The sequence below is a fragment of the Pseudomonas ekonensis genome (assembly GCF_019145435.1).
Taxonomy (GTDB): Bacteria; Pseudomonadota; Gammaproteobacteria; order Pseudomonadales; family Pseudomonadaceae; genus Aquipseudomonas; species Aquipseudomonas ekonensis.
In genome coordinates this window covers 646,430-668,767 of record NZ_JAHSTS010000003.1, presented here as the reverse complement: position 1 = coordinate 668,767, position 22,338 = coordinate 646,430, and the positions used below count along the sequence as shown (strand labels likewise).

The 22,338-nt window shown below is 66.3% G+C and carries 18 protein-coding genes; 12 read left to right on the top strand and 6 right to left on the bottom strand.

The window, feature by feature from the left end; translation table 11 throughout:
• Nucleotides 1-45: 45 nt before the first annotated feature.
• From KVG96_RS27015 to rarD, 3 genes are all read left to right on the top strand, one after another.
• Nucleotides 46-1,947, top strand: coding sequence for a PhoX family protein (locus tag KVG96_RS27015; RefSeq protein ID WP_217894734.1), 1,902 nt, complete (start codon nt 46-48; stop codon nt 1,945-1,947).
• A gap of 143 nt (nt 1,948-2,090) precedes the next feature.
• A complete protein-coding gene (locus KVG96_RS27010) occupies nt 2,091-3,065 on the top strand; it encodes a serine/threonine protein kinase (protein ID WP_217894733.1) in 975 nt (324 codons plus the stop codon).
• A 199-nt stretch (nt 3,066-3,264) separates the two neighbouring features.
• Nucleotides 3,265-4,152, top strand: a complete 888-nt coding sequence (gene rarD / locus KVG96_RS27005) for an EamA family transporter RarD (protein WP_217894732.1) — start codon at nt 3,265-3,267, stop codon at nt 4,150-4,152.
• A gap of 223 nt (nt 4,153-4,375) precedes the next feature.
• Here rarD and KVG96_RS27000 read toward each other — a convergent pair whose 3' ends face one another.
• Nucleotides 4,376-4,894: a glycine cleavage system transcriptional repressor gene (locus KVG96_RS27000; RefSeq protein ID WP_217894731.1), complete on the bottom strand. Its 519-nt coding sequence runs from the start codon at nt 4,892-4,894 to the stop codon at nt 4,376-4,378.
• A 586-nt stretch (nt 4,895-5,480) separates the two neighbouring features.
• Between KVG96_RS27000 and KVG96_RS26995 the strand changes: the two genes are divergently transcribed.
• A complete protein-coding gene (locus KVG96_RS26995) occupies nt 5,481-7,658 on the top strand; it encodes a malate synthase G (RefSeq protein ID WP_217894730.1) in 2,178 nt (725 codons plus the stop codon).
• Between the two features lie 182 nt (nt 7,659-7,840).
• Here KVG96_RS26995 and KVG96_RS26990 read toward each other — a convergent pair whose 3' ends face one another.
• Nucleotides 7,841-8,299 carry a response regulator gene (locus KVG96_RS26990; protein WP_217894729.1) on the bottom strand — a complete coding sequence of 153 codons (459 nt, stop codon included), beginning with the start codon at nt 8,297-8,299 and terminating at the stop codon, nt 7,841-7,843.
• Between the two features lie 249 nt (nt 8,300-8,548).
• On the opposite strand from KVG96_RS26990, the gene KVG96_RS26985 reads away from it, so the two are divergent.
• From KVG96_RS26985 to KVG96_RS26950, 8 genes are all read left to right on the top strand, one after another.
• The gene (locus KVG96_RS26985) at nt 8,549-10,489 is read left to right on the top strand and encodes a putative nucleotidyltransferase substrate binding domain-containing protein (protein ID WP_217894728.1); all 1,941 of its coding nucleotides are present in this window, start codon (nt 8,549-8,551) and stop codon (nt 10,487-10,489) included.
• Nucleotides 10,486-11,193 (top strand): 3'-5' exonuclease, encoded by a 708-nt coding sequence (locus KVG96_RS26980; protein WP_217894727.1) that lies wholly within the window; start codon nt 10,486-10,488, stop codon nt 11,191-11,193. The genes KVG96_RS26985 and KVG96_RS26980 overlap by 4 nt, the downstream gene beginning before the upstream one ends.
• Before the next feature lie 120 nt (nt 11,194-11,313).
• Nucleotides 11,314-11,832: an RNA polymerase sigma factor gene (locus KVG96_RS26975; protein ID WP_217894726.1), complete on the top strand. Its 519-nt coding sequence runs from the start codon at nt 11,314-11,316 to the stop codon at nt 11,830-11,832.
• On the top strand, nt 11,829-12,800 hold the full coding sequence (locus KVG96_RS26970; RefSeq protein ID WP_217894725.1) for a FecR domain-containing protein: 972 nt from the start codon (nt 11,829-11,831) through the stop codon (nt 12,798-12,800). Before KVG96_RS26975 ends, KVG96_RS26970 begins: the two co-directional genes overlap by 4 nt.
• A 212-nt stretch (nt 12,801-13,012) precedes the next feature.
• The gene (locus tag KVG96_RS26965) at nt 13,013-15,439 is read left to right on the top strand and encodes a TonB-dependent siderophore receptor (protein WP_217894724.1); all 2,427 of its coding nucleotides are present in this window, start codon (nt 13,013-13,015) and stop codon (nt 15,437-15,439) included.
• Between the two features lie 74 nt (nt 15,440-15,513).
• Entirely contained in the window at nt 15,514-16,644 is a 1,131-nt protein-coding gene (locus tag KVG96_RS26960; protein ID WP_217894723.1) for a PepSY-associated TM helix domain-containing protein, read from the top strand.
• The gene (locus KVG96_RS26955; protein ID WP_085586793.1) at nt 16,641-16,820 is read left to right on the top strand and encodes a hypothetical protein; all 180 of its coding nucleotides are present in this window, start codon (nt 16,641-16,643) and stop codon (nt 16,818-16,820) included. Before KVG96_RS26960 ends, KVG96_RS26955 begins: the two co-directional genes overlap by 4 nt.
• Nucleotides 16,821-17,038: 218 nt before the next feature.
• Nucleotides 17,039-17,668 carry a glutathione S-transferase gene (locus KVG96_RS26950; RefSeq protein WP_217894722.1) on the top strand — a complete coding sequence of 210 codons (630 nt, stop codon included), beginning with the start codon at nt 17,039-17,041 and terminating at the stop codon, nt 17,666-17,668.
• Between the two features lie 318 nt (nt 17,669-17,986).
• Here the strand turns inward: KVG96_RS26950 and creD are convergent, their stop codons facing one another.
• From creD to rloA2, 4 genes are all read right to left on the bottom strand, one after another.
• On the bottom strand, nt 17,987-19,354 hold the full coding sequence (gene creD, locus KVG96_RS26945; protein ID WP_217894721.1) for a cell envelope integrity protein CreD: 1,368 nt from the start codon (nt 19,352-19,354) through the stop codon (nt 17,987-17,989).
• A 138-nt stretch (nt 19,355-19,492) separates the two neighbouring features.
• Nucleotides 19,493-20,911, bottom strand: a complete 1,419-nt coding sequence (gene creC / locus KVG96_RS26940) for a two-component system sensor histidine kinase CreC (RefSeq protein ID WP_217894720.1) — start codon at nt 20,909-20,911, stop codon at nt 19,493-19,495.
• Entirely contained in the window at nt 20,911-21,591 is a 681-nt protein-coding gene (gene creB, locus KVG96_RS26935; protein WP_217894719.1) for a two-component system response regulator CreB, read from the bottom strand. The genes creC and creB overlap by 1 nt, the downstream gene beginning before the upstream one ends.
• Nucleotides 21,592-21,667: 76 nt before the next feature.
• Nucleotides 21,668-22,174, bottom strand: a complete 507-nt coding sequence (gene rloA2, locus KVG96_RS26930) for a retropepsin-like aspartic peptidase RloA2 (RefSeq protein WP_217894718.1) — start codon at nt 22,172-22,174, stop codon at nt 21,668-21,670.
• Nucleotides 22,175-22,338 lie beyond the last annotated feature (164 nt).

Sequence of the window (22,338 nt, the reverse complement as noted above, 5' to 3'; positions counted from 1 at the left end):
CGACCCACATTAAGGTGGCTGCCAAAACCAAGCAGGGAGCCTGATGTGAGCCTATTAGAAGAAAACCAATCCACCGACCTCGAGAAAATGGTCGGCCTCAGCCGCCGCGGTTTCATCAGCGCCGGCGCGCTGTGCGGCGCGGCGATGTTCCTCGGCGGCAACCTGCTGAGCCGCAGCGTCCTGGCCGCCGGCGTCAGCGCCGGCAACAGCCGCCTGCTGGGCTTCGACAGCATTCCCGCCGCCACCGCCGACAGCATCAGCCTGCCCAAGGGCTACACCTCGTCGGTGCTGATCAGCTGGGGCCAGCCCCTGCACAAGAACGGCCCGGCCTTCGATCCGAGCGGCAACGGCACCGCCGCCGCGCAGGAAGTGCAGTTCGGCGACAACAACGACGGCATGAGCCTGTTCGAATTCCCCGGCGACAAAAATCGCGCGCTGATGGCGATCAACAACGAATACACCAACTACCGCTACCTCTACCCTCACGGCGGCATGCCGCAGTCGGCCGAGGACGTGCGCAAGGCCCTGGCCTGCGAAGGCGTGTCGGTGATCGAAGTGCAGCGCAAGAACGGCCAGTGGCAGTTCGTCCAGGGCTCGCGCTACAACCGGCGCATCCACGGCAACTCGCCGCTGCGCATCAGCGGCCCGGCCGCCGGCCACGAGCTGATGAAGACCCGCGCCGACAAGCGCGGCAAGAAAGTCCTCGGCACCTTCCAGAACTGCGCCAACGGCAAGACCCCGTGGGGCACCTACCTGACCTGCGAAGAGAACTTCACCGACTGCTTCGGCAGCAGCAACGCCCAGCAACAGTTCGATGCGGCGCAGAAGCGCTACGGCGTGTCAGCCGCCAGCCGCGAGATCAACTGGCACCCGTTCGACCCGCGCTTCGACATGGCCAAGAACCCCAACGAACTCAACCGTCACGGCTGGGTGGTGGAGATCGACCCGTTCGACCCGCAGTCGACCCCGGTCAAGCGCACCGCCCTGGGCCGCTTCAAGCATGAGAACGCCGCCCTGGCCGAAACCGGCGACGGCCGCGCCGTGGTGTACATGGGCGACGACGAGCGCGGCGAGTTCATCTACAAGTTCGTCAGCCGTGACCGGATCAACCACCGCAACCCGAAAGCCAACCGCGACCTGCTCGACCACGGCACCCTGTACGTGGCGAAGTTCGACGCCGGCGACGGCAACCCCGACCATCCGAAAGGCCAGGGCCAGTGGATCGAACTGACCCACGGCAAGAACGGCATCGACGCCGGCAGCGGCTTCGCCGACCAGGCCGAAGTCCTGATCCATGCGCGGATGGCCGCCACCGTGGTCGGCGCCACGCGCATGGACCGTCCGGAATGGATCGTGGTCAGCCCCAAGGACGGCCAGGTCTACTGCACCCTGACCAACAACGCCAAGCGCGGCGAAGACGGCCAGCCGGTGGGCGGGCCTAACCCGCGGGCGAAGAACGTCTACGGGCAGATCCTGCGCTGGCGCACCGACCGCGACGACCACGCGTCCAAGACCTTCGCCTGGGACCTGTTCGTGGTCGCCGGCAACCCGGGCGTGCACGCCGGCACGCCGAAGGCCGGTTCCTCCAACATCACCCCGCAGAACATGTTCAACAGCCCCGACGGGCTGGGCTTCGACAAGGCCGGGCGCCTGTGGATCCTCACCGACGGCGACTCGAGCAACGCCGGCGACTTCGCCGGGATGGGCAACAACCAGATGCTCTGCGCGGACCCTGCCACCGGTGAGATCCGCCGGTTCATGGTCGGGCCGATCGGCTGCGAGGTGACCGGGATCAGCTTCTCGCCGGACCAGAAAACCCTGTTCGTGGGGATTCAGCACCCGGGCGAGAACGGCGGCTCGACCTTCCCCGAGCACCTGCCCAACGGCAAGCCGCGCTCGTCGGTGATGGCGATTACCCGGGAAGACGGCGGGATCGTCGGCGCCTGACCGGCCCTCATCGCCGGCAGGCCTGTTCCCACTGCGATTGCGGGAGCGGGCTTGCCCGCGATGGCGCCGGCACAGACACCCACCGCCCTCCTGCGTTACCATGCCGGGCCGGACGCGGCCGCCTGCCGCGCGCAGGAGTCAGCATGGCCCACCCGTTTGAAACCCTCACCCCAGACCTCGTGCTCGACGCCGTCGAAAGCATCGGCTTCCTCAGCGACGCGCGCATCCTGGCGCTCAACAGCTACGAAAACCGCGTGTACCAGGTCGGCATCGAAGGCAGCGAGCCGCTGATCGCCAAGTTCTACCGCCCGCAGCGCTGGAGCGATGCGGCGATCCTGGAAGAGCACCGTTTCACCCTGGAGTTGACCGAACGCGAGATCCCGGTGGTGGCGCCGTTGATCCACAACGACGGTACCCTGCACGAACACCAGGGTTTTCGCTTCACCCTGTTCCCCCGTCGCGGCGGCCGTGCACCGGAGCCGGGCAACCTCGACCAGTTGTACCGCCTCGGCCAACTGCTCGGACGCCTGCATGCGGTGGGCGCGACCCAACCGTTCGAACACCGCGAAGCCCTGGCCGTGAACAACTTCGGCCATGATTCGCTGAACACGCTGCTGCAAGGCGATTTCATCCCCAAGAGCCTGCTGCCGGCGTACGAATCCGTCGCCCGCGACCTGCTCAAGCGCGTCGAAGACCTTTACGCCTCCACTCCGCACCGCAACATCCGCCTGCACGGCGACTGCCACCCCGGCAACCTGCTGTGCCGCGACGACGTGTTCCACATCGTCGACCTCGACGACTGCCGCATGGGGCCTGCGGTGCAGGACCTCTGGATGATGCTGGCCGGCGACCGCCAGGAACGCCTCGGACAATTGGCCGAGCTGATGGACGGCTACAACGAGTTCCACGACTTCGACCCGCGCGAACTGGCGCTGATCGAACCGCTGCGGGCCCTGCGCCTGATGCACTACAGCGCCTGGCTGGCCCGGCGTTGGGACGACCCGGCGTTCCCCCGCAGCTTCCCGTGGTTCGGCAGTGAGCGCTACTGGGGCGATCAGGTGCTGGCGCTGCGCGAGCAAACGGCGGCGCTGGATGAAGAACCGCTGAAACTGTTCTGATCCCGCTTTTTCAGCCTGAAAGTGCCCCCTGCAGGCGCGAGCCTGCTCGCGATTGCGCCGTGTCCTGACCAGACGCCATCGCGAGCAGGCTCGCTCCTACCGTTTTTTGCGCGCGCATTCCTGAGCGATCGACTGCGACATTCCAGGGTGAAACTCCTTACAATCCCCCCTTTGTTAGCTGCCTAAGCAAGGACTCTGCATGCAAGCCGCCAACCCGCGCCGCGGGTACATCCTGGGACTGAGCGCCTACATCATCTGGGGCCTGTTCCCGCTCTACTTCAAAGCCATCGCCGCCGTGCCGGCCGTCGAGATCATCATCCACCGGGTGCTCTGGTCGGCCCTGTTCGGCGCGCTGTTGCTGCTGGTGTGGAAACACCCGGGCTGGTGGCGCGAGCTGCGGGAAAACCCCAAGCGCCTGGCCATCCTTGCGCTGAGCGGCACCCTGATCGCGGCCAACTGGCTGACTTACGTGTGGTCGGTGAACAACGGGCGCATGCTTGAGGCCAGCCTGGGCTACTACATCAACCCGCTGGTGAACGTGCTGCTGGGCATGCTGATCCTCGGCGAACGCCTGCGGCGCATGCAGTGGCTGGCGGTGGCGCTGGCGGCCATCGGCGTGGCGCAGCAGGTGTGGCAGGTCGGCAGCCTGCCGTGGGTGTCCCTGGCGCTGGCGTTGTCCTTCGGCTTCTATGGACTGATCCGCAAACAGGCGCCGGTCAAGGCGTTGCCGGGGCTGGTGGTGGAGACCTGGATGCTGGTGCCGATCGCACTCGCCTGGCTGCTGCTCAACCCGACTGCGGCCAGCGCCCAGGCCGAGTTCTGGAGCACGTCCCAGGCCTGGTGGCTGGTGGCGGCCGGCCCCGTGACGCTGGTGCCGCTGGTGTGCTTCAACGCTGCCGCGCGGCACCTACCCTACACCACCCTGGGCTTTCTCCAGTACCTGGCGCCGACCCTGGTGCTGCTGCAGGCGGTGCTGCTGTTCGGCGAGCACCTGTCGTCGAGCACCCTCGTGGCGTTCATGTTCATCTGGGCGGGTCTGGCGGTGTACAGCGTCGATGCCTGGGTGAGCCTGCGCCGGCGCGCCTGATCAAAAAACAAACACCTCTCCCCAGGCCACGGTTCCCGTGGCCTGCACCGTTCCTTCCCAAGCTTATCCACAGCGTGATCCCCGCCGATTGTGCGCAAGTCGCTGATTGGCGGTGATTTTTTGATCAATCTTCGCCAAGCCACGTCGGACGTGGCCTGGCGGACGGTCTCTACAGGTTATCCACAGGCAGGTTCAGCTTTTCACGGGATAACCTGTCCGGGGCTCAGGGATCGGTGCGCAGCACCAGTTCCACCATCAGGTCATCGGCCAGGGTCTCCAGGCGCGATTGCAGCACATCCAGCGACAGGGTCAGCGGCACCGCCAGAATCGCGTCGGCGTGGAACAGCGGCTCGCTGCTCATGGGCGCCGGACGCACTTCGGTCACCAGCCGCTCCAGGTTCACGCCCTGTTCGCTCAGCAGGCGGGTGATGTCCCGCACGATGCCCGGGCGGTCGTTGCCCACCAGTTCCATGGCGATCGGTTTCCAGGTGCAGGCCTGCTCGATGCCGCTCTCGGCGATCTGCACGCGGATGCCCTGGGCCGACAGCGCCTGTAGGGAATCGACTAAAGCTTCGTAAGCCTCCGCCGGCACGCCCACCCGCAGGATCCCGGCGAACTGCCCGGCCATCCGCGACATGCGGCTCTCCAGCCAGTTGCCGCCGTGCTCGGCGATGCATTGGGCGATGCGCTCGACCTGGCCCGGCTTGTCCGGGGCGAAGACGGTGAGTACGAGGTGATCCATGGCGCAGCCCTCTGTCGTGACTTTTGTGATGGAAAGGCAAGTATAGGCAAGCGGGCAGACTGTGCGGCGGGGCCGCCGACCCCATTCGCGAAGAGGGTCAGCGCGGATGGAACTGTAGGAGCCAGCCTGCTGGCGATGGCGCCCGCCAGGGCGCCCCAACTTCTGCGGGAGCGGGCCTGCCCGCGAACCAAGGCACCGCCGATCCCGGCCACAGAACAAATCGTGTACAACTTTTTATATTTAACTGGAACAATCCAGCACTTTTTTGAGAACATCCCGTTCCGCGCCGTGACCGCAATGCGTCATGGGGTCGCAGAACGACGTAATTAGTCTGATTTTCACAACCGCAGGTCATCATGTAGTATGCCGCAGCGCGCACTACATAATGTTGGACCGATGTCTGCCCAAGGCACGTCCGCAACCCCGAAAGCCCCGTCAGCAAGGCCCCAAGCCGTTGATTGGATGCCAACCCAGCCGCCCGCGACGGCATGTACTGGTAGAGGGGTTTGTGGTTTAAATGGCCAGAGGCTTCATCGTCAATTCGAAGAGCTGAAAAGCGAAATAGCTGAGCAGAGTGAGGCAAGCAATGACTGAACACGTTCAAGTCGGTGGCCTTCAGGTCGCCAAAGTCCTGTTCGACTTCGTGAACAACGAAGCCATTCCCGGTTCCGGCCTCACCGCCGAGCAGTTCTGGGAAGGCGCCGACAAGGTCATCCACGACCTGGCGCCGAAGAACAAAGCCCTACTCGCCAAACGCGATGATTTCCAGGCCCGTATCGACGGCTGGCACCAATCCCGTGCCGGTCAGCCTCACGACGCCGCGGCCTACAAAGCCTTCCTGCAAGAGATCGGCTACCTGCTGCCCGAAGCCGCCGATTTCCAGGCAACGACGCAAAACGTCGACGACGAGATCGCCCGCACCGCAGGCCCGCAACTGGTCGTGCCGGTGATGAACGCCCGCTTCGCCCTCAACGCCTCGAACGCCCGCTGGGGTTCGCTGTATGACGCCCTGTACGGCACCGACGCCATCAGCGAAGCCGGCGGCGCGGAAAAAGGCAAAGGCTACAACAAGGTCCGCGGCGACAAGGTCATCGCCTTCGCCCGCGCCTTCCTCGACGAAGCCGCGCCACTGGCGTCCGGCTCCCACGTCGATTCCACCGGCTACAAGATCGTCGACGGCAAGCTGGCCGTCTCGCTCAGGAACGGCAGCGAAACCGGCCTGCGCAACCCGGCGCAACTGATCGGCTTCCAGGGCGACACCCATGCCCCGCTCGCCATCCTGCTGAAGAACAACGGCCTGCACTTCGAGATCCAGGTCGACGCCAGCACCCCGGTCGGCCAGACCGACGCCGCCGGCGTCAAAGACATCCTGATGGAAGCGGCGCTGACCACCATCATGGACTGCGAAGACTCCGTGGCCGCCGTCGACGCCGACGACAAAGTGGTGATCTACCGCAACTGGCTCGGCCTGATGAAGGGCGACCTGGCCGAGGAAGTGGCCAAGGGCGGCCAGACCTTCACCCGCACCATGAACCCCGACCGCACCTACACCAAGGCCGACGGCAGCGAACTGACCCTGCACGGCCGCTCGCTGCTGTTCGTGCGCAACGTCGGCCACCTGATGACCATCGACGCCATCCTCGACCGGCACGGCAACGAAGTGCCGGAAGGCATCCTCGACGGCCTGGTGACCTGCCTGGCGGCGATGCACAACCTCAACGGCAACACTTCGCGCAAGAACACCCGCACCGGCTCGATCTACATCGTCAAGCCGAAGATGCACGGCCCGGAAGAGGCGGCGTTCACCAACGAGCTGTTCGGCCGCATCGAAGACGTGCTGGGCCTCAAGCGCAATACCCTGAAAGTCGGGATCATGGACGAGGAGCGCCGCACCACGGTCAACCTCAAGGCGTGCATCCAGGCGGCCAGCGAGCGCGTGGTGTTCATCAACACCGGTTTCCTCGACCGCACCGGCGATGAGATCCACACCTCCATGGAGGCCGGTCCTGTGGTGCGCAAGGCCGACATGAAGGCCGAGAAATGGATCGGCGCCTACGAGAACTGGAACGTCGACATCGGCCTGCGCGCCGGCCTGCAAGGCCGTGCGCAGATCGGCAAAGGCATGTGGGCGATGCCCGACCTGATGGCGGCGATGCTCGAGCAGAAGATCGCCCACCCGCTGGCCGGCGCCAACACCGCCTGGGTGCCGTCGCCGACCGCCGCCGCGCTGCACGCGCTGCACTACCACAAGGTCGACGTGTTCGCCCGCCAGGCCGAACTGGCCAAGCGCGAGCGGGCGTCGGTGGACGACATCCTGACCATCCCGCTGGCGGTCAACCCGAGCTGGACGCCGGAGCAGATCAAGCACGAACTGGACAACAACGCCCAGGGCATCCTCGGTTACGTGGTGCGCTGGATCGACCAGGGCGTGGGCTGCTCGAAGGTGCCGGACATCAATGACGTCGGCCTGATGGAAGACCGTGCGACGCTGCGCATCTCCAGCCAGCACATCGCCAACTGGCTGCGCCACGGCGTCGTCACCGAGGCCCAGGTGATGGAAAGCCTCAAGCGCATGGCGCCGGTGGTGGACCGCCAGAACGCCAACGACCCGCTGTACCGCCCGCTGGCGCCGGACTTCGACCGCAACATCGCCTTCCAGGCGGCGGTCGAACTGGTGATCGAAGGCACCAAACAGCCTAACGGCTACACCGAGCCGGTGCTGCACCGTCGCCGCCGCGAGTTCAAGAAGGCCAACGGCCTGTAACCCGCGCTGACGCCGGACACGAAAAAGCCCTGATCTTGCGGTCAGGGCTTTTTTTGTGGGCGCCTTGGCTGGCGATGGCGTCAGCGAGACCGCCGCAGACCAAGACCGTTGCTCCCGCAACGGGCATGGAACCGGGATCAAACTGGGGGCAGATACCGGCCTCACAATCCTTCACAGCAAGGTCAGGGCCCCATGCCCAGTTCACGCCTGGCCAGCTGCAGCAGCTTGGCGGTGTCGATGGGCTTGAGCAGAAAGTCCACCACGCTCAGGTGCATGGCGGCGATGGCGTCCTTCACCGAGGCGTCGCCGGACACGATGATGATCGGCAGGGCCGCGCGCTGCGACTCACGCACCCGACGAATCAGCTCAAGGCCCCCCACGTGCTCCATGCGCAGGTCGGTGATCACCAGCCCGATCCGCCGCTTGTTGTCCGTGTCGGGCATCAGCATCCTGAGCGCCTCTTCGCCGCTGGAGGCGGTCACGCAACCGATGCCGTCCAGGGCGAGGATCTCCGCCAGCAACTCCCGGGCGTCCTTGTCGTCGTCGACGATCAATGCCCGTTGAGGCGGCAGCGCGGGCTCGAGCATGACGTCCCGCAGCGCCTCCTGTTCGGCGTCGCTCAAAATATCGTGATCGGACATGGCGTTCTCTACGTATACAAGTCGTTCCCCTGGCACAGTGGTCAGACATCGCTGGGCAGAGCTTCAATGTGCACTTCGTCGGATTGTTTTCCAAGGGCCCGGAAAAAGAAAATCCGACTGATAACGTAGGGCATTTCCGAAATGTCCCGAACGGCATTGCCCACCTAGACTTACGTCCAATGGGCACCCCGGCCGCAGGGGCCGACCATGGCGACAACGCTCCAACAACAATTCAAAGAAACTGCGGTCATGGTCATGAGTAAAGCGGACGCCTTCACCCAGGCAGGGAAAACCGCCGTATTGCAGAACATCCAGGGCACCCTGCAATTCCTTCAGCGCTTCCCGCCCTTCAATCAGATGGAACATGCCCACCTGGCCTACCTGGTGGAGCAGTGCCAGCTGCGCTTCTACGGCCAGGGCGAGAGCATCGTCAAACCCGCCGACGGGCCGGTCGAACACTTCTACATCGTCAAACAGGGCCGGGTGGTCGGCGAACGGCCCCACACCGCCAAGGGCGGCACCGAAACCACGTTCGAAATCACCGGCGGCGAGTGCTTCCCCCTCGCCGCCCTGCTCGGCGAACGGGCGACCCGCACCGAACACCTGGCCGGCGAAGACACCTTCTGCCTGCAACTGAACAAACCGGCGTTCATCAAACTGTTCGCGCTCTCCGGGCCTTTCCGCGACTTCGCCCTGCGCGGCGTCAGCAGCCTGCTGGACCAGGTCAACCAGCAGGTCCAGCAGAAAGCCGTGGAGACCCTCGGCACCCAATACTCGCTGAACACCCGTCTTGGCGAACTGGCGATGCGGCACCCGGTGACCTGCGCCCCGGCCACGCCCTTGCGCGACGCGGTGAAGCTGATGCACGAGCAGCAGGTCGGCAGCATCGTCGCCGTGGACGGGCACAAGGCGCCGCTGGGGATCTTCACCCTGCGCGACCTGCGCCATGTGGTGGCCGAAGGCGTCGGCGACCTTAGCGAACCCATTGAACGCCACATGACCCCGTCGCCCTTCTGCCTGTCGCCGGACCACAGCGCGTTCGACGCGGCCATCGCCATGACCGAACGGCACATCGCCCATGTCTGCCTGGTCAAGGAGCAGCGCCTGTGCGGCGTGGTGTCCGAGCGCGACCTGTTTTCCCTGCAGCGGGTCGATCTGGTGCACCTGGCGCGCACGATCCGCAGCGCGCAGCGGGTCGAGCAACTGGTGGCCCTGCGCGGCGAGATCGGCCAACTGGTGGAGCGGATGCTCGCCCATGGCGCGTCGTCCACCCAGATCACCCACATCGTCACCCTGCTCAACGATCACACCGTGTGCCGGGTGATCGAACTGACCCTGGCCGACAAGGGCGATCCCGGCGTGCCCTTCAGTTGGCTGTGCTTCGGCAGCGAGGGCCGGCGCGAACAGACCCTGCACACCGACCAGGACAACGGCATCCTGTTCGAGGCCCGCGACGCGGCGCACGCCGCCGAGATCCGCGGCAAGCTGCTGCCGATCGCCCAGCAGATCAACCACAGCCTGGCCCTGTGCGGCTTCGCGTTGTGCAAGGGCAACATCATGGCCGGCAACCCGCAGCTGTGCCTGTCCCGCGCCGAATGGGCCCGGCGCTTCGCCGCGTTCATCCGCGAGGCGACGCCGGAGAACCTGCTGGGGTCGAGCATCTATTTCGACCTGCGGGTGGTCTGGGGCGACGGGCAAGGCTGCGAGCAACTGCGCCGCGGCATTCTCGAGCAGGTCGGCGACAACCGCCTGTTCCAGCGCATGATGGCCGAGAACGCCCTGCGCAACCGCCCGCCCGTGGGGCGCCTGCGCGAGTTCGTGCTGACGCGCAAGGGCGGCGAGAAGGCCACGCTGGATCTGAAGGTCCAGGGCCTGACCCCGTTCGTCGACGGCGCGCGCCTGTTGGCGCTGGCCCACGGCATCGACGCCAACAACACCCTGGAACGCTTCCGCCGCCTGGTGGAAAAGGCCGTCATCGACCGCCTGGACGGCGCGGCCTACGAGGAGGCCTACCACTTCATCCAGCAGACCCGCCTGCAGCAGCATCAGATCCAGACCCGGGAGAATCTGCCCTACTCCAACCGGGTCGATCCCGACAGCCTCAACCACCTGGACCGGCGCATCCTGCGCGAGTCCCTGCGCCAGGCCCAACGCCTGCAAAGCAGCCTGACGTTGCGGTATCAGCTATGAACCTGTTTTCGTGGCTGCGGCCGGCCGGCCCCGACCTGCCTGATCCGTTGCGGCAACGGTTGGCGAAGCTGCCGCCGCCCCGCGAGCTGGATGAATGCAGCCTGCGCGAACAGCGCTGGGTGGTGCTGGACCTGGAAACCACCGGGCTGAACCTGAACAAGGACCGCGTGCTGTCGATCGGCGCGGTGGTGATCGAGGACGGCGCGGTCGACTTCGGCCAGCAGTTCGAACGCACCCTGCAATGCCGCGAACTGAAGCTGGGCCCCAGCGTGCTGATCCACGGCCTGGGGCCGAGCGCGATCGCCGCCGGCAGCGATCCGGCCGAGGCGTTGCTCGATCTTCTGGAGTTCATCGGCGACAGCCCGGTGCTGGCCTTCCATGCGCCGTTCGACCGGCACATGCTGGGCCGGGCCGTGAAGGAACACCTGGGCCACAAGTTGCAGTCGGTGTTTCTCGATGTCGCCGATCTCGCGCCGCTGCTGTGCCCCCAGGCGCAGTTGCGCGAGGCCGGGCTGGACGACTGGACCGGATGGTTCCGGCTGGAAGTGTTCGAGCGCCATCATGCCAGCGCCGATGCCCTGGCCACCGCCGAGCTGGCGCTGATCCTGTTCAGCCGCGCCCGGCAACAGCAGATCCACAGCCCGCTGAACCTGCAGCAGCGCCTGAGCCAGTGGAGGCGTCGGCAGCAGTCGCCCGCCTTCTGAGCGCACTCCCCCTCTTGAACACCCGGCCACCTGACCAGTGGCCAATTGCTAACGATTCCCACCTCTGACACAATCGCGAACAATTCTCGTTGGTTAACACTTCCCAGTCGGTGATGCATCGTGTCGTCAGCCCAAAGCCCCCACAGTGAGCTCGTCGGTGCGTTGTATCGCGACCATCGCAGTTGGCTGCTGGCCTGGCTGCGGCGCAATGTGGCGTGTCCGCAGCGGGCGGAAGACCTGAGCCAGGACACCTTCGTGCGCCTGCTCGGCCGCGATGAGCTGCCGGCGCCCCGCGAGCCCCGGGCCTTCCTGGTCGCCATCGCCAAGGGCCTGCTGTTCGACTATTTCCGCCGCGCCGCGCTGGAACAGGCCTACCTGACCGAACTGATGCTGATCCCCGAAGGCGAACAGCCGTCGGTGGAAGAGCAGCAACTGATCCTCGAAGACCTCAAGGCCATCGACCGGATGCTCGGCCAACTGTCGACCAAGGCCCGCGCCGCCTTCCTCTATAACCGCCTCGACGGCCTCGGCCACGCCGAGATCGCCGAGAAGCTCGGCGTGTCGGTGCCCCGCGTGCGCCAGTACCTGGCCCAGGGCATCCGCCAGTGCTACATCGCTCTGTACGGTGAACCGACATGAGCCCCGCCGGTTCCCGGCCGGTGCCGGCCCATGTGCTGGACGCGGCCATCGCCTGGCAACTGACCCTGGATTCCAGCAGCCCGCTGGAGCGCGAAGAATTCGCCAAATGGCACGCCGCCAGCGAAGAGCACGCCCGCGCCTGGCGCCAGTTGGGCATGCTCGACCAGCGCTTCAGCGTGGCCAAGGGCCCTGCGCGCACGGCCCTGCTGCAATCGCGCGAAGGCATCCGCCGCCGGGTGCGCAAGCTGGGCAGCGGCCTGGCCGGGGTGGTGGCGGTGGTCGGCCTGGCCTTGTTCGCCAGTGAGCGCTACCTGCCGCTGGACTACTGGCTGGCCGACCAGCGCACCGCCACCGGCGAACAGCGCACCGTGCGCCTGGCGGACGGCACCCTGCTCAACCTCAACACCCACAGCGCGGTGGATGTGCGCTTCGATCAGCGGCAACGGCTGATCGTGCTGCAGGAAGGCGAAGTCCTCATCGAGACCGGCCACGGCGATGCCCGGCCGTTCATCGTCGAGACCCGCGAAGGCAGCATGCGGGCGCTGGGCACGCGGTTCCTGGTCAGGCGCGAAGAGCAAGGCACCCGCCTGAGCGTGCTGCAGTCGGCGGTGGCCGCCCATCCGCAGAGCGACCTGCAGGAGCGCATCCTGCGCGAAGGCCAGCAGGTGCTGATCCGCCGCGACGGCCTGGACCCGGTGGCCACGCTCGACCCCGGCGCCGATGCCTGGACCCGCGGCATGCTGGTGGTGGACAACGCGCGGCTGGAAGACCTGGTGCGCGAAATCGGCCGCTACCGCCGCGGCCACCTGGGCACCGCGCCGGAGGTCGCCGACCTGCGCATCACCGGCAGCTTCCCGCTGCACGACACCGACAAGGCCCTGAGCGCCCTGCTGCCGACCCTGCCGGTGCAGATCGAACACCACACGCCGTGGTGGGTCACCATCGCCAAGGCCGATGCCAAGCCCTGAAGAACCGCGTTGTCCGGGCGGTCGCCATCGCAGGCAGGCTCGCTCCCACAATGATCCTGAGAACACCGCAGACCTGCTCGCGACAGGGCCCTGCGCAGCGCCGAAGCGGCCTGGCCACACCGCCCGAAAAAAATTCAGCCCAGCCCTATCACTTTTCGAATCTCGTCCGGCACACAGGCAATTGAGAAATATTTCCATTCAGGAGCCGCCGTATGTCCCGTTCGCTAGACACCTTGTTGCGCCCCAGTTTGCTGGCGGTCGCCATCGCCCTCTGCACCCCGCTGGCCAGCAGCCAACTGATCGCCGCTGAACAGGCGTCTGACGTGCGCGCCTACAACCTGCCGGCGGCGCCGCTGTCCACCACCCTGAACCAGATCGCCAGCCAGGGCGGCCTCGCGCTGTCGCTGGATCCCGCGCTGGCGGCCGGCAAGACCTCGGCGCCGGTCAACGGCCAGTACGACGCCGCCGGCGCCCTGCGCGCGGCCCTGCGCGGCACCGGCCTGCAACTGGAGCAGAGCGGCACCGGCACCTACACCCTGGTGGCCGTGCCGGAAGGCGTGATGGCCCTGCCGGAAACCTCGGTGATCGGCGTCGAGAACACCGAAAGCGCCTGGGGCCCGGCCGAAGGCTACACCGCCACCCGCACCGCCGCCGGCACCAAGACCGACACCGCGCTGGTCGAAGCCCCGCGCTCGATCTCCGTCGCCACCCGCCAGCAGATGGACGACCGCAGCGTGCACAGCCTCGATGACGCCGTGCGCTACATGCCGGGCATCACCGCCAGCAGTTACGGCAGCGACACCCGCGCCGACTGGCTGCGCGTGCGCGGCTTCGAGCCGACCCAGTTCCTCGACGGCCTGCCGCTGCCCAAAGGCGTCTACGCCAACCCGAAACAGGAAACCTGGAACCTGGACCGCCTCGCGCTGCTGCGCGGCCCGGCCTCGTCCGTCTACGGCCAGACCCCGCCGGGCGGCCTGCTGGACATGGTCAGCCGCCGTCCGAGCGACATCGCCAGCAGCGAGATCCAGCTGCAGTACGGCAGCGACAACCACCGTCAGATCAACTTCGCCAGCACCGGCAAGATCGACGACGCCGGCCAGTTCCTCTACGGCATCAGCGGCGTGGTGCGCGACAGCGGCACCCAGGTCGACCACGTCGACAACAAGCGCTACAACATCGCGCCGAGCCTGACCTGGAACATCGACGACGACACCAGGTTCACCCTGCTGACCCAGTTCACCCGCGACGACACCGGCATCACCAGCCAATTCCTGCCGGTGCAGGGCACCAAGATCGACATGCCGTTCGGCAAGGTCTCGCACCACAAGAACCTGGGCGACCCGGACTGGGAATACTACGACCGCACCTACTACGCGCTGGGCTATGCCTTCGAGCACCGCCTCAACGACGTGTGGCAGTTCAAGCAGAACCTGCGCTACACCAAGTCGGACCTGTCGTTCCAGGGCATCACCGTCGGCTCCTATCCGTTCACCCAGGTGGACAACGAAGGCAACGTCGGCCGCTCGACCACCATCGTCGACGAAGACATCAGCCAATTCGCCGTGGACAACAACTTCCAAGCCGACTTCGCCACCGGCGACATCCGCCACACCCTGCTGCTGGGCCTTGACCACCAGCGCAGCAACACCAACTACACCTCGATCTTCGGCAGCGCGCCGTCGATCAACGTGAACAACCCGATCCACGGTCTGCCGATCACCCGTCCGGCGCGCTCCACCGCGTTCTACGACTACGACCAGAAGACCCACCAGACCGGCCTGTACGTGCAGGACCAGATGGCCCTCGACCAATGGCGCCTGACCCTCGGCGGCCGTGAGGACTGGGTGCACACCGGCACCAGGTTCTTCAACAAGGGCGACGCCACCAGCACCGACCGCGACAAGGCTTTCAGCGGCAACGCGGCGCTGAGCTACGTGTTCGACAACGGCTTCGTGCCGTACATCTCCTACGCCGAGTCTTTCCAGCCCACCAGCGGCGCCGATTCCAGCTCCACCGAATCGCTCAAGCCGACCGAAGGCAAGCAGTGGGAAATGGGCATCAAGTACCAGCCGCCCGGCAGCAAGACCCTGCTGACGGCCGCCGTGTATGACCTGACCCAGAAAAACGTGTCGGTCAGCACCACCGTCAACAACGTCCCGCTCACCAGCCAGACCGGCGAAGTGAAGGTCAAGGGCCTGGAGCTGGAAGCGGTCTCCGACGTCACCGACAACCTGAAGGTGATCGCCGCCTACACCCTGGCCAAGTCCGAAGTGCAGAAAGGCGACGACAAGGGCAACCGCCTGCAACTGATGCCGAACCAGCAGGCGTCCCTGTGGGCCGACTACACCTGGCACACCGGCGTGCTCGACGGCTTCGGCATCGGCGCCGGCGCCCGCTACACCGGCAACACCTACGGCGACAAGGCCAACACCTGGCTGGGCAAGGCCGACGCCTACACCGTGTTCGACGCCGCCGTGCACTACGACCTCGGTCGCCTGGACAACAGCCTCAAGGGCGCGTCGGTGGCCATCAACGCCACCAACCTGCTGGACAAGGACTACATCTCCACCTGCGACAGCTTCTACTGCTACTACGGCGACCAGCGCAGCGTCGTCGCCAGCGCCACCTACAAGTGGTAAGCGACTGAGCTGAACCGGCCCCGCAGCCAGGCCGTCCCCCCGGGGACGGCTTTGGCGTTTCTGAAGGTCATGAAATGAAAAGCAAAACAATTCGTCGCTGGTCGTTCGTGCACACCTGGACCAGCCTGATCTGCACCGTGTTCCTGCTGCTGTTGGCCCTGACCGGCCTGCCGCTGGTGTTCCACCACGAGATCGAGCACCTGCTCGGCGACGCGCCGGAATTTCGCGAAATGCCCGCCGACACCCCGCGCCTGAACCTGGCGCAACTGGTGGAAGCCGCCGAACGGCACCGCCCCGACGAAGTCGTGCAGTACTTCGGCTTCGAAGACGACGAACCCGACGGCGTGCTGGCGATCATGGCGAAGACCGCCGGCACCGAACCCAACTCGTCGCACACCTTCATGCTCGACGCCCGCACCGGCGAAGCCGTGGAGACGCCGGCGGCCAACGGCGGCCTGATGCTGTTCATCCTGCGCCTGCACGTGGACATGTTCGCCGGCCTGCCGGGCAAGCTGCTGCTGGCGTTCATGGGGGTGCTGTTCGTAGTGGCGATCGTCTCCGGCACGGTGCTGTACCTGCCGTTCATGCGCCGGCTGGACTTCGCCACCGTGCGCCGGGACAAGTCCGCCCGCCTGCGCTGGCTCGACCTGCACAACCTGATCGGCGTCGTCACCCTGACCTGGGCGCTGGTGGTGGGGGTCACCGGCGTCATCAGCGCCTGCGCCGACCTGCTCATCTCCGCCTGGCGCAACGACGCGCTCGCCGCCCTGATCGAACCCTACCGGGACGCGCCGCCCCTGACCCACCGGGCACCGGCCACCCGCCTGCTCGACATCGCCGCAGACGCCGCGCCGGACATGCAGCCGGACTTCATCGCGTTTCCCGGCACGCGGTTCTCCAGCGAACACCACTACGCGGTGTTCATGAAGGGCGGCACCCACTTGACCTCGCACCTGCTGACACCGGTGCTGATCGACGCCAGCACCCTTACAGTCACGGCCGTGGCCGAGCGGCCGTGGTACATGGACGCCATGGGCATGTCGCAGCCGCTGCACTTCGGCGACTACGGCGGCATGCCGATGAAGGTCCTGTGGGCCACCCTCGACGTGCTGACCATCATCGTGCTCGGCAGCGGCGTGTACCTGTGGGTGGTGCGGCGCAAGGCGGCCAAGGCCGTGCCGCAAGCGACGGAGGCCTCAGCATGAAGCCGCGCCGGTCGAACTTCTGGAAAGTCTTCAGCACGCCGCTGGTGATCGCGCTGCTCAGCGCCGCCGGGCTGTTCGCGGCGCTGCTGGGGGACGGGATCTGGGACGCCTTGAGCTGGATCGGCCTGGGCGTGCCGGCGTGGCTGGGAATGAGGGGATTGCTGGCGCGCCGGTGAGTGTGCAGGCCTGCCGGGCCTCATCGCGGGCAAGCCCGCTCCCACAGGTATTGAGCAAGACACGGGCCTTGTGCACGACACAGATCCTGCGTGAGCGGCGCGCGACGATTCGACTTGCCCGCGAAGGAGCCTGACCAGACACCATCAAGCCCTCGCCAGCCGCGCCGGAACTCACTAGGCTAGACCTCTGCATTTTCTCCGATTGCCGAGGTTTGCCCATGTCCGCCCCCAGCATGACCCTGTTCCACAACACCCTGTCCCCGTTCGTGCGCAAGGTCATGGTGCTGCTGCATGAGACCGGCCAGCAGGGCCGCGTCGCCCTGCACGATTGCGTGCTGAGCCCCGTCAGCCCGAACGCGGCGCTGAACCATGACAACCCGTTGGGCAAGATCCCGGCCCTGCGCCTGGCCGACGGCAACGTCATCCATGACAGCCGGGTGATCCTCGACTACCTCGACCACCAGCACGTCGGCAACCCGCTGATCCCCCGCGACGGCTCGGCCCGCTGGCGGCGCCTGACCCTGGCCTCGATGGCCGACGGGATCATGGACGCCGCCGTCACGGTGCGCTACGAGCAGGCCCTGCGCGCCCCGGAAAAGCATTGGGAAGAATGGCTCGACGCCCAGCGCGACAAGATCCGCCGCACCCTGGCGCTGCTGGAGCGCGACGCCATCGCCGAACTCACCAGCCACTTCGACATCGCCGCGATCAGCCTGGCCTGCGCCCTGGGCTACCTCGACCTGCGCTTCCCCGACATGGACTGGCGCACGGCCAACCCGCAACTGGCCAACTGGTACTTCGAGGTGAGCCAGCGGCCTTCGATGATCGCGACGATGCCCAAGGCCTAGGGTCTGTGTGAAAAGTCTTGAGACGAAGGTCAGGCAAGGCGAAAACAGCCGAGGAAGCGGAGTTTACGGGTTGTAAATGAGCATTCCGAGGCTGTTTTCAACGCAGCATCACCGAGTATCAAGGCTTTTCGCACAGAGCCTAGGCCGGCCGTCCGGGCCTCACCGCGAGCGGCCCTTCTCCCGCACGGGTTTGCGGATCCGTGCGGGAGCGAGCCTGCTCGCGAAGGCACCGCCTCGGTTCCGTCGGCAACCACCCAAGTATCAGCGTCACCAGCACCTGCGCTTCGCGCCGGTCCTCGCGCAACCCCAACCAGCGGCTCATTGCACGGCCCCCAGGTCAAATTCCAGCGGCTTGGCCGGTTTCTGCCCGATCCCGTACCAGTCCAGCTTGCGGGTCAGCACCATGAACACGCCCAGCAGCCCGAACAACAGCAGCGAGCCCATCAGCAGCGCGTAATCCTCGGCGCTCAGCAAGCCGTAGAGCAGGCCGTACAGCGCCGCCAGCCCCGCCGAAAAGCTCAAGCCGTGGCGCACGCTGCGCAGCACGTGACACACGTAGAAACCGATCAGCAGCACGCAGCCGCCGGCCGACAGCAGGTACGCCAGGGCGAAGCCGATGTGCTCCGACAGCGACAGCAGCAACAGGTAGAAGAACGCCAGCGCCACGCCCACCAGCGCGTATTGCACCGGGTGCACCGCCAGGCCTTTGAGCACCTCGAACAGGAAGAAGCCGGCGAACGTCAGGACGATGAACAGCAGCGCGTATTTGATCGCCCGGTCGCTCTTGAGGTACTGGTCCACCGGATCGATGAAGCTCACGCCGAAGCGGCGACCGTTGAACCCTTCGCAGTCCCCGGCCACGCAGCGCTGCATGGCCTCTTGCAGGTTGGTGGAGAAGAACGAGGTCTGCCAGTCGGCGGTGAAGCCCTGATCGGTGATCTCCCTTTTGGCCGGCAGGAAATTGCCGACGAAGCTGGGATGCGGCCAGTTCGCGGCCAGGCTCACGCGGCTGGTCTTGCCCACCGGCAGCACCTGCAGCGAGCCGGTGCCTTGCAGGCGCAGGTCGAAGCCGAACGTCAGCTCCGTGGCCTTACCGGCCTCCAGCGGCGGCAGCGTCACCCGCACGCCTTCGCCGAGCCAGCCCACCTCGGTGCCGGGCACGAAGTCCAGGCGCTGGCCGTCGAGTTCCAGTTTCAGCGCGTTTTCGATGCCGCGGATGTCGCTGATGGCCACGGCCAGGAACGGCGCCTCGAACCGGTAGTCGGCGAAGTCTTCCTTGATGCCCAGTTGCGCCGGCAAAGAAAAATGCCCGCTGAGGCGGTTGTCGGCGTGGAACAGCCGCGCCTCGTAGATGCCGCGGGCGCGCAGTTCGGTCTGCACCTGGCCGTCGAGTTCGAAGCGCTCCGGCAGGAAGTACAGCCGCCCGCGGGTTTCGCTGAGCTCTTCGTAGCGCTGATTGGTCTTCTCGTTGGTCTTCCAGGTGCGGACGGTCTTGCGGTACGGCACCACCATCACCGGCCCGCTCACCTGCTGGCTGTAGCTGGAGCTGCGGGCGATGTCTTCCAGCACGCCGTCACGCAGTTGCTGGCGTTCGTCGATCACGCCTTCGATCATCAGCAGCGGCACCAGCAACAGCAGGATCAGCAGGGCAATCGCCCCGAGTTTCAATGCAAGGTTCTTGTTCATGGGACTCTCCCTGTTTCGGTGGGCAGAGTCTGGTTGGACGGCGTGGGGGGAATGTGGGGGATTTGTGGAGTTTGTGTGGAGACTGTGTCGGCCTCATCGCGAGCAGGCTCGCTCCTGCACAAAGACCACGACAAGGGCTCAGGACAGGCGCAGGATCACTTCCACGCCGTTCTCGGCATTGCCGACCGCCATCGAGCCACCGTGCAGCTTGACCACCTCTTCGACGAAGTTAAGCCCCAGACCCGTGCTTTTGCGCCCGCTGTCCGGGCGAGGCAAGGAATAGAACCGCTCGCTCAGGCGCAGCAGGGCGTAGTCGGGAATCGGCTCGGCCTCATTGAACAGGCGGACCTGCACCTGCCCGCCGTCACGTTCGGCGCTGAACCGCAGCAAACCGCCGGCCGGCGTGAAGTCCAGCGCATTCTCCAGCAGGTTGGCCAGCGCCTGGCGCAACAGGAACGGCTCGCCGGTCAACGCAAGGCCCGCCGGGACGGCCTGTTCGACGCGCAAACGCCGGCCCTCGATCCGGGCGACCTGTGCCTGCAACAGTCCGTCCACCAGTTCCGCCAACGGCACCGTCACCTGTTCCTCCAGGGTCTGGCGCTGCTCCACCTGGGCCAGGTTCAGCAGCCGTTCGATCAACTGCTGCATCCGCGCGCTTTCGCTGTCGATGTTGCCGAGAAAGCGCTGCCGGTGTTCCGCCGGCATGTCCCCCTGCAACAGCTCCGCCGCCCCGCGGATCGCCGCCAGCGGGCTTTTCAGTTCGTGGGTCAGGGTGTGCACGTAGCGTTCGACATAGGCCTTGCCCTCAAGCTGGGTGCGCATCTGCTCCACGGCTGTGGCCAGTTGCGCGAGCTCGCCGCCGCGGTAGTGCGGCACTTGCGCCCGGCGGCCCTCGCTCACGGCCTGGGCGTAGCCGGTCAGGCGGTGCAGCGCCCGGCTCAGCCACCACGACAGCAGCGCGCCGAACAGCAGGCCGAGGCCGATCAGGGCGGCGCCGTAGCCCAGCAAGCGGCGTTCGGTGCGGTCGACGTAGGGTTGCAGGGAGCTGTTGGGCTTGGCCACCGTCACCACGCCGATGATCCGCCCGCCGTCGCGGATCGGCGCGCCGACGTGCATCACCGACGAAGCCGGGTCGTCCGGGTCGCTGCGGCTGGAGCGGGCGCCGTACTCGCCACGCAGGGTCAGGTAGACGTCGTTCCAGCGCGAATAGTCCTGGCCCACCGCGGCGCCGCTGGAGTCCAGCACCACGATGCCGTTGGCGTCGGTGACGTAGATGCGGTGGTTGACCTGATTCTTCGGCAAGCCCCAGATCGTCGCCTTCGGCTGGCGTTCGCCGTAGGCCCGCAGCAGCTGCGGCCAGCGGTTCTGGTTGAGGGTGCCGGCCTTGAAGTCGTCGCGCAGGATCTCCGCCATCAGGTTGGCGGTGTCCACCAGGGTCTCTTCGGTGGACTGGCGCACGCCGGGACGGATCTCTTCCATGACGGTGTTGAGCACGAAATAGCCGGTCAGGCCGATGAACAGCACGTACACCAGGAAGATCCGCAGCCCCAGCGGCATCAGCTGTGCCCCGGACTGTAGCTGTAGCCGAGGCCGCGGTGGGTCTGGATCGGCTCGGCGTCGGCGCGCACCAGGCGCAGCTTGGCGCGCACGCTCTTGATGTGGCTGTCGATGCTGCGTTCGTAGCCGGCATCGGCGGCCACGCCCAGGGCATCGAGCAATTGTTCGCGGCTGAACACCCGCTCCGGCTGTTCGAGCAGGCATTGCAGCAGGCGGAACTCATGGCGGGTCAGGCTAAGGGCCTGGCCGCGGTAGCAGATCTGCACGCGCTCGGCGTCGATGCGGAACAGGGCCGAGGCGGCCTCGACGGCCGGGCGCGGCGCCATGCGCTTGAGGATCGCCCGTACCCGCGCCGCGACTTCCCGGGGGCTGAACGGTTTGACCACATAGTCGTCGGCGCCGATCTCAAGGCCCACCACCCGGTCGATCTCGGCGTCCCGGGCACTGAGGAACAGCACCGGCACTTCCGAGAACCTGCGCAGTTGCCGGCAGGTCTCGAAACCGCTGATGTCCGGCAGGCCGATGTCGAGGATGATCAGGTCGGCCGGGGTCTGGCGCTGGTGGGCGAGCGCGGCGGCGCCGAGGCTCAGCCACGTGGTGGCGAACCCATCGCCTTGCAGGGCAAAGATCAGCGTGTCGGCAATTGCCGCTTCGTCTTCGACAATCAGAATGTGAGGCATGGCGTCCGGGCCCGTGGGTTGGTGCGCGAACGGTGCCCCAAGCCTCGCGTCACGTCAATCGGACCACTTGCCCGCCTCAGCAGTCGGGCTTGTCGGCGGTGAAGCGCCGCGCCGGGTTCACCGCCGCGCCGAACTCGCGCAAGGCCTTGGCGCCGATCAGCAACGGGTAGTTGAAGTTGCTGCGGTCGGTCAGGTTGACCTCCACGGTGCGCTTGACGTTGCCCAGGCACAGCTCCAGGTCGACCACCGGGCGCTTGGCGACTTCGGCGCCTTCACGGTCTTCGTCTTCCTCGTCGGAACGGCTCTTGATCTTGCTGATCCGCGCCACCTTGTGCTCGAAGACCTGGTTGCCGGCGCCTTTGGTGGCCAGACGGAAACGCACCCAGTCCTCGCCGTCGCGGGTGAAGGTTTCGATGTCCTTGGCCGACAGCGACGCGGTCAGCGCACCGGTGTCCATCTTGGCCTTGAGCACCTCGCCGCCGATCTCCGGCAGCGCGATGTACTCGTAGCGCCCGTACAGGGTCGGTTCGGCGGCCATGACCGGCAGGGCCGCCAGGGAAAGCAATGCAAGGAGGGATTTCACGTAGAGGGCTTCCTTGGGAAATGGGGGGCGTCAGACGCCGAAGTCTAGACCGCTGAAAATCACAATAGTTGATCGCGCGCCGGCCTCTGCGGCGAAGGCGCTGGCTGGCGCCGGGACTGCGCTAGCTGCGCAACCGGCGGGGCGGCGCCCTCGCCACAATGGAT

Excerpts from the sequence above, each read along its gene's own strand:
- KVG96_RS26985 (WP_217894728.1), top strand. The coding sequence starts at position 8,549 with ATGGTCATGAGTAAAGCGGACGCCTTCACCCAGGCAGGGAAAACCGCC.
- KVG96_RS26995 (WP_217894730.1), top strand. The coding sequence starts at position 5,481 with ATGACTGAACACGTTCAAGTCGGTGGCCTTCAGGTCGCCAAAGTCCTG.
- KVG96_RS26960 (WP_217894723.1), top strand. The coding sequence starts at position 15,514 with ATGAAAAGCAAAACAATTCGTCGCTGGTCGTTCGTGCACACCTGGACC.
- KVG96_RS26990 (WP_217894729.1), bottom strand. The coding sequence starts at position 8,299 with ATGTCCGATCACGATATTTTGAGCGACGCCGAACAGGAGGCGCTGCGG.
- rarD (WP_217894732.1), top strand. The coding sequence starts at position 3,265 with ATGCAAGCCGCCAACCCGCGCCGCGGGTACATCCTGGGACTGAGCGCC.
- KVG96_RS26980 (WP_217894727.1), top strand. The coding sequence starts at position 10,486 with ATGAACCTGTTTTCGTGGCTGCGGCCGGCCGGCCCCGACCTGCCTGAT.
- creC (WP_217894720.1), bottom strand. The coding sequence starts at position 20,911 with ATGCCGCTGGGGCTGCGGATCTTCCTGGTGTACGTGCTGTTCATCGGC.
- creD (WP_217894721.1), bottom strand. The coding sequence starts at position 19,354 with ATGAACAAGAACCTTGCATTGAAACTCGGGGCGATTGCCCTGCTGATC.
- KVG96_RS26970 (WP_217894725.1), top strand. The coding sequence starts at position 11,829 with ATGAGCCCCGCCGGTTCCCGGCCGGTGCCGGCCCATGTGCTGGACGCG.
- creB (WP_217894719.1), bottom strand. The coding sequence starts at position 21,591 with ATGCCTCACATTCTGATTGTCGAAGACGAAGCGGCAATTGCCGACACG.
- KVG96_RS26950 (WP_217894722.1), top strand. The coding sequence starts at position 17,039 with ATGTCCGCCCCCAGCATGACCCTGTTCCACAACACCCTGTCCCCGTTC.
- KVG96_RS26955 (WP_085586793.1), top strand. The coding sequence starts at position 16,641 with ATGAAGCCGCGCCGGTCGAACTTCTGGAAAGTCTTCAGCACGCCGCTG.
- KVG96_RS27000 (WP_217894731.1), bottom strand. The coding sequence starts at position 4,894 with ATGGATCACCTCGTACTCACCGTCTTCGCCCCGGACAAGCCGGGCCAG.
- KVG96_RS27010 (WP_217894733.1), top strand. The coding sequence starts at position 2,091 with ATGGCCCACCCGTTTGAAACCCTCACCCCAGACCTCGTGCTCGACGCC.
- KVG96_RS26965 (WP_217894724.1), top strand. The coding sequence starts at position 13,013 with ATGTCCCGTTCGCTAGACACCTTGTTGCGCCCCAGTTTGCTGGCGGTC.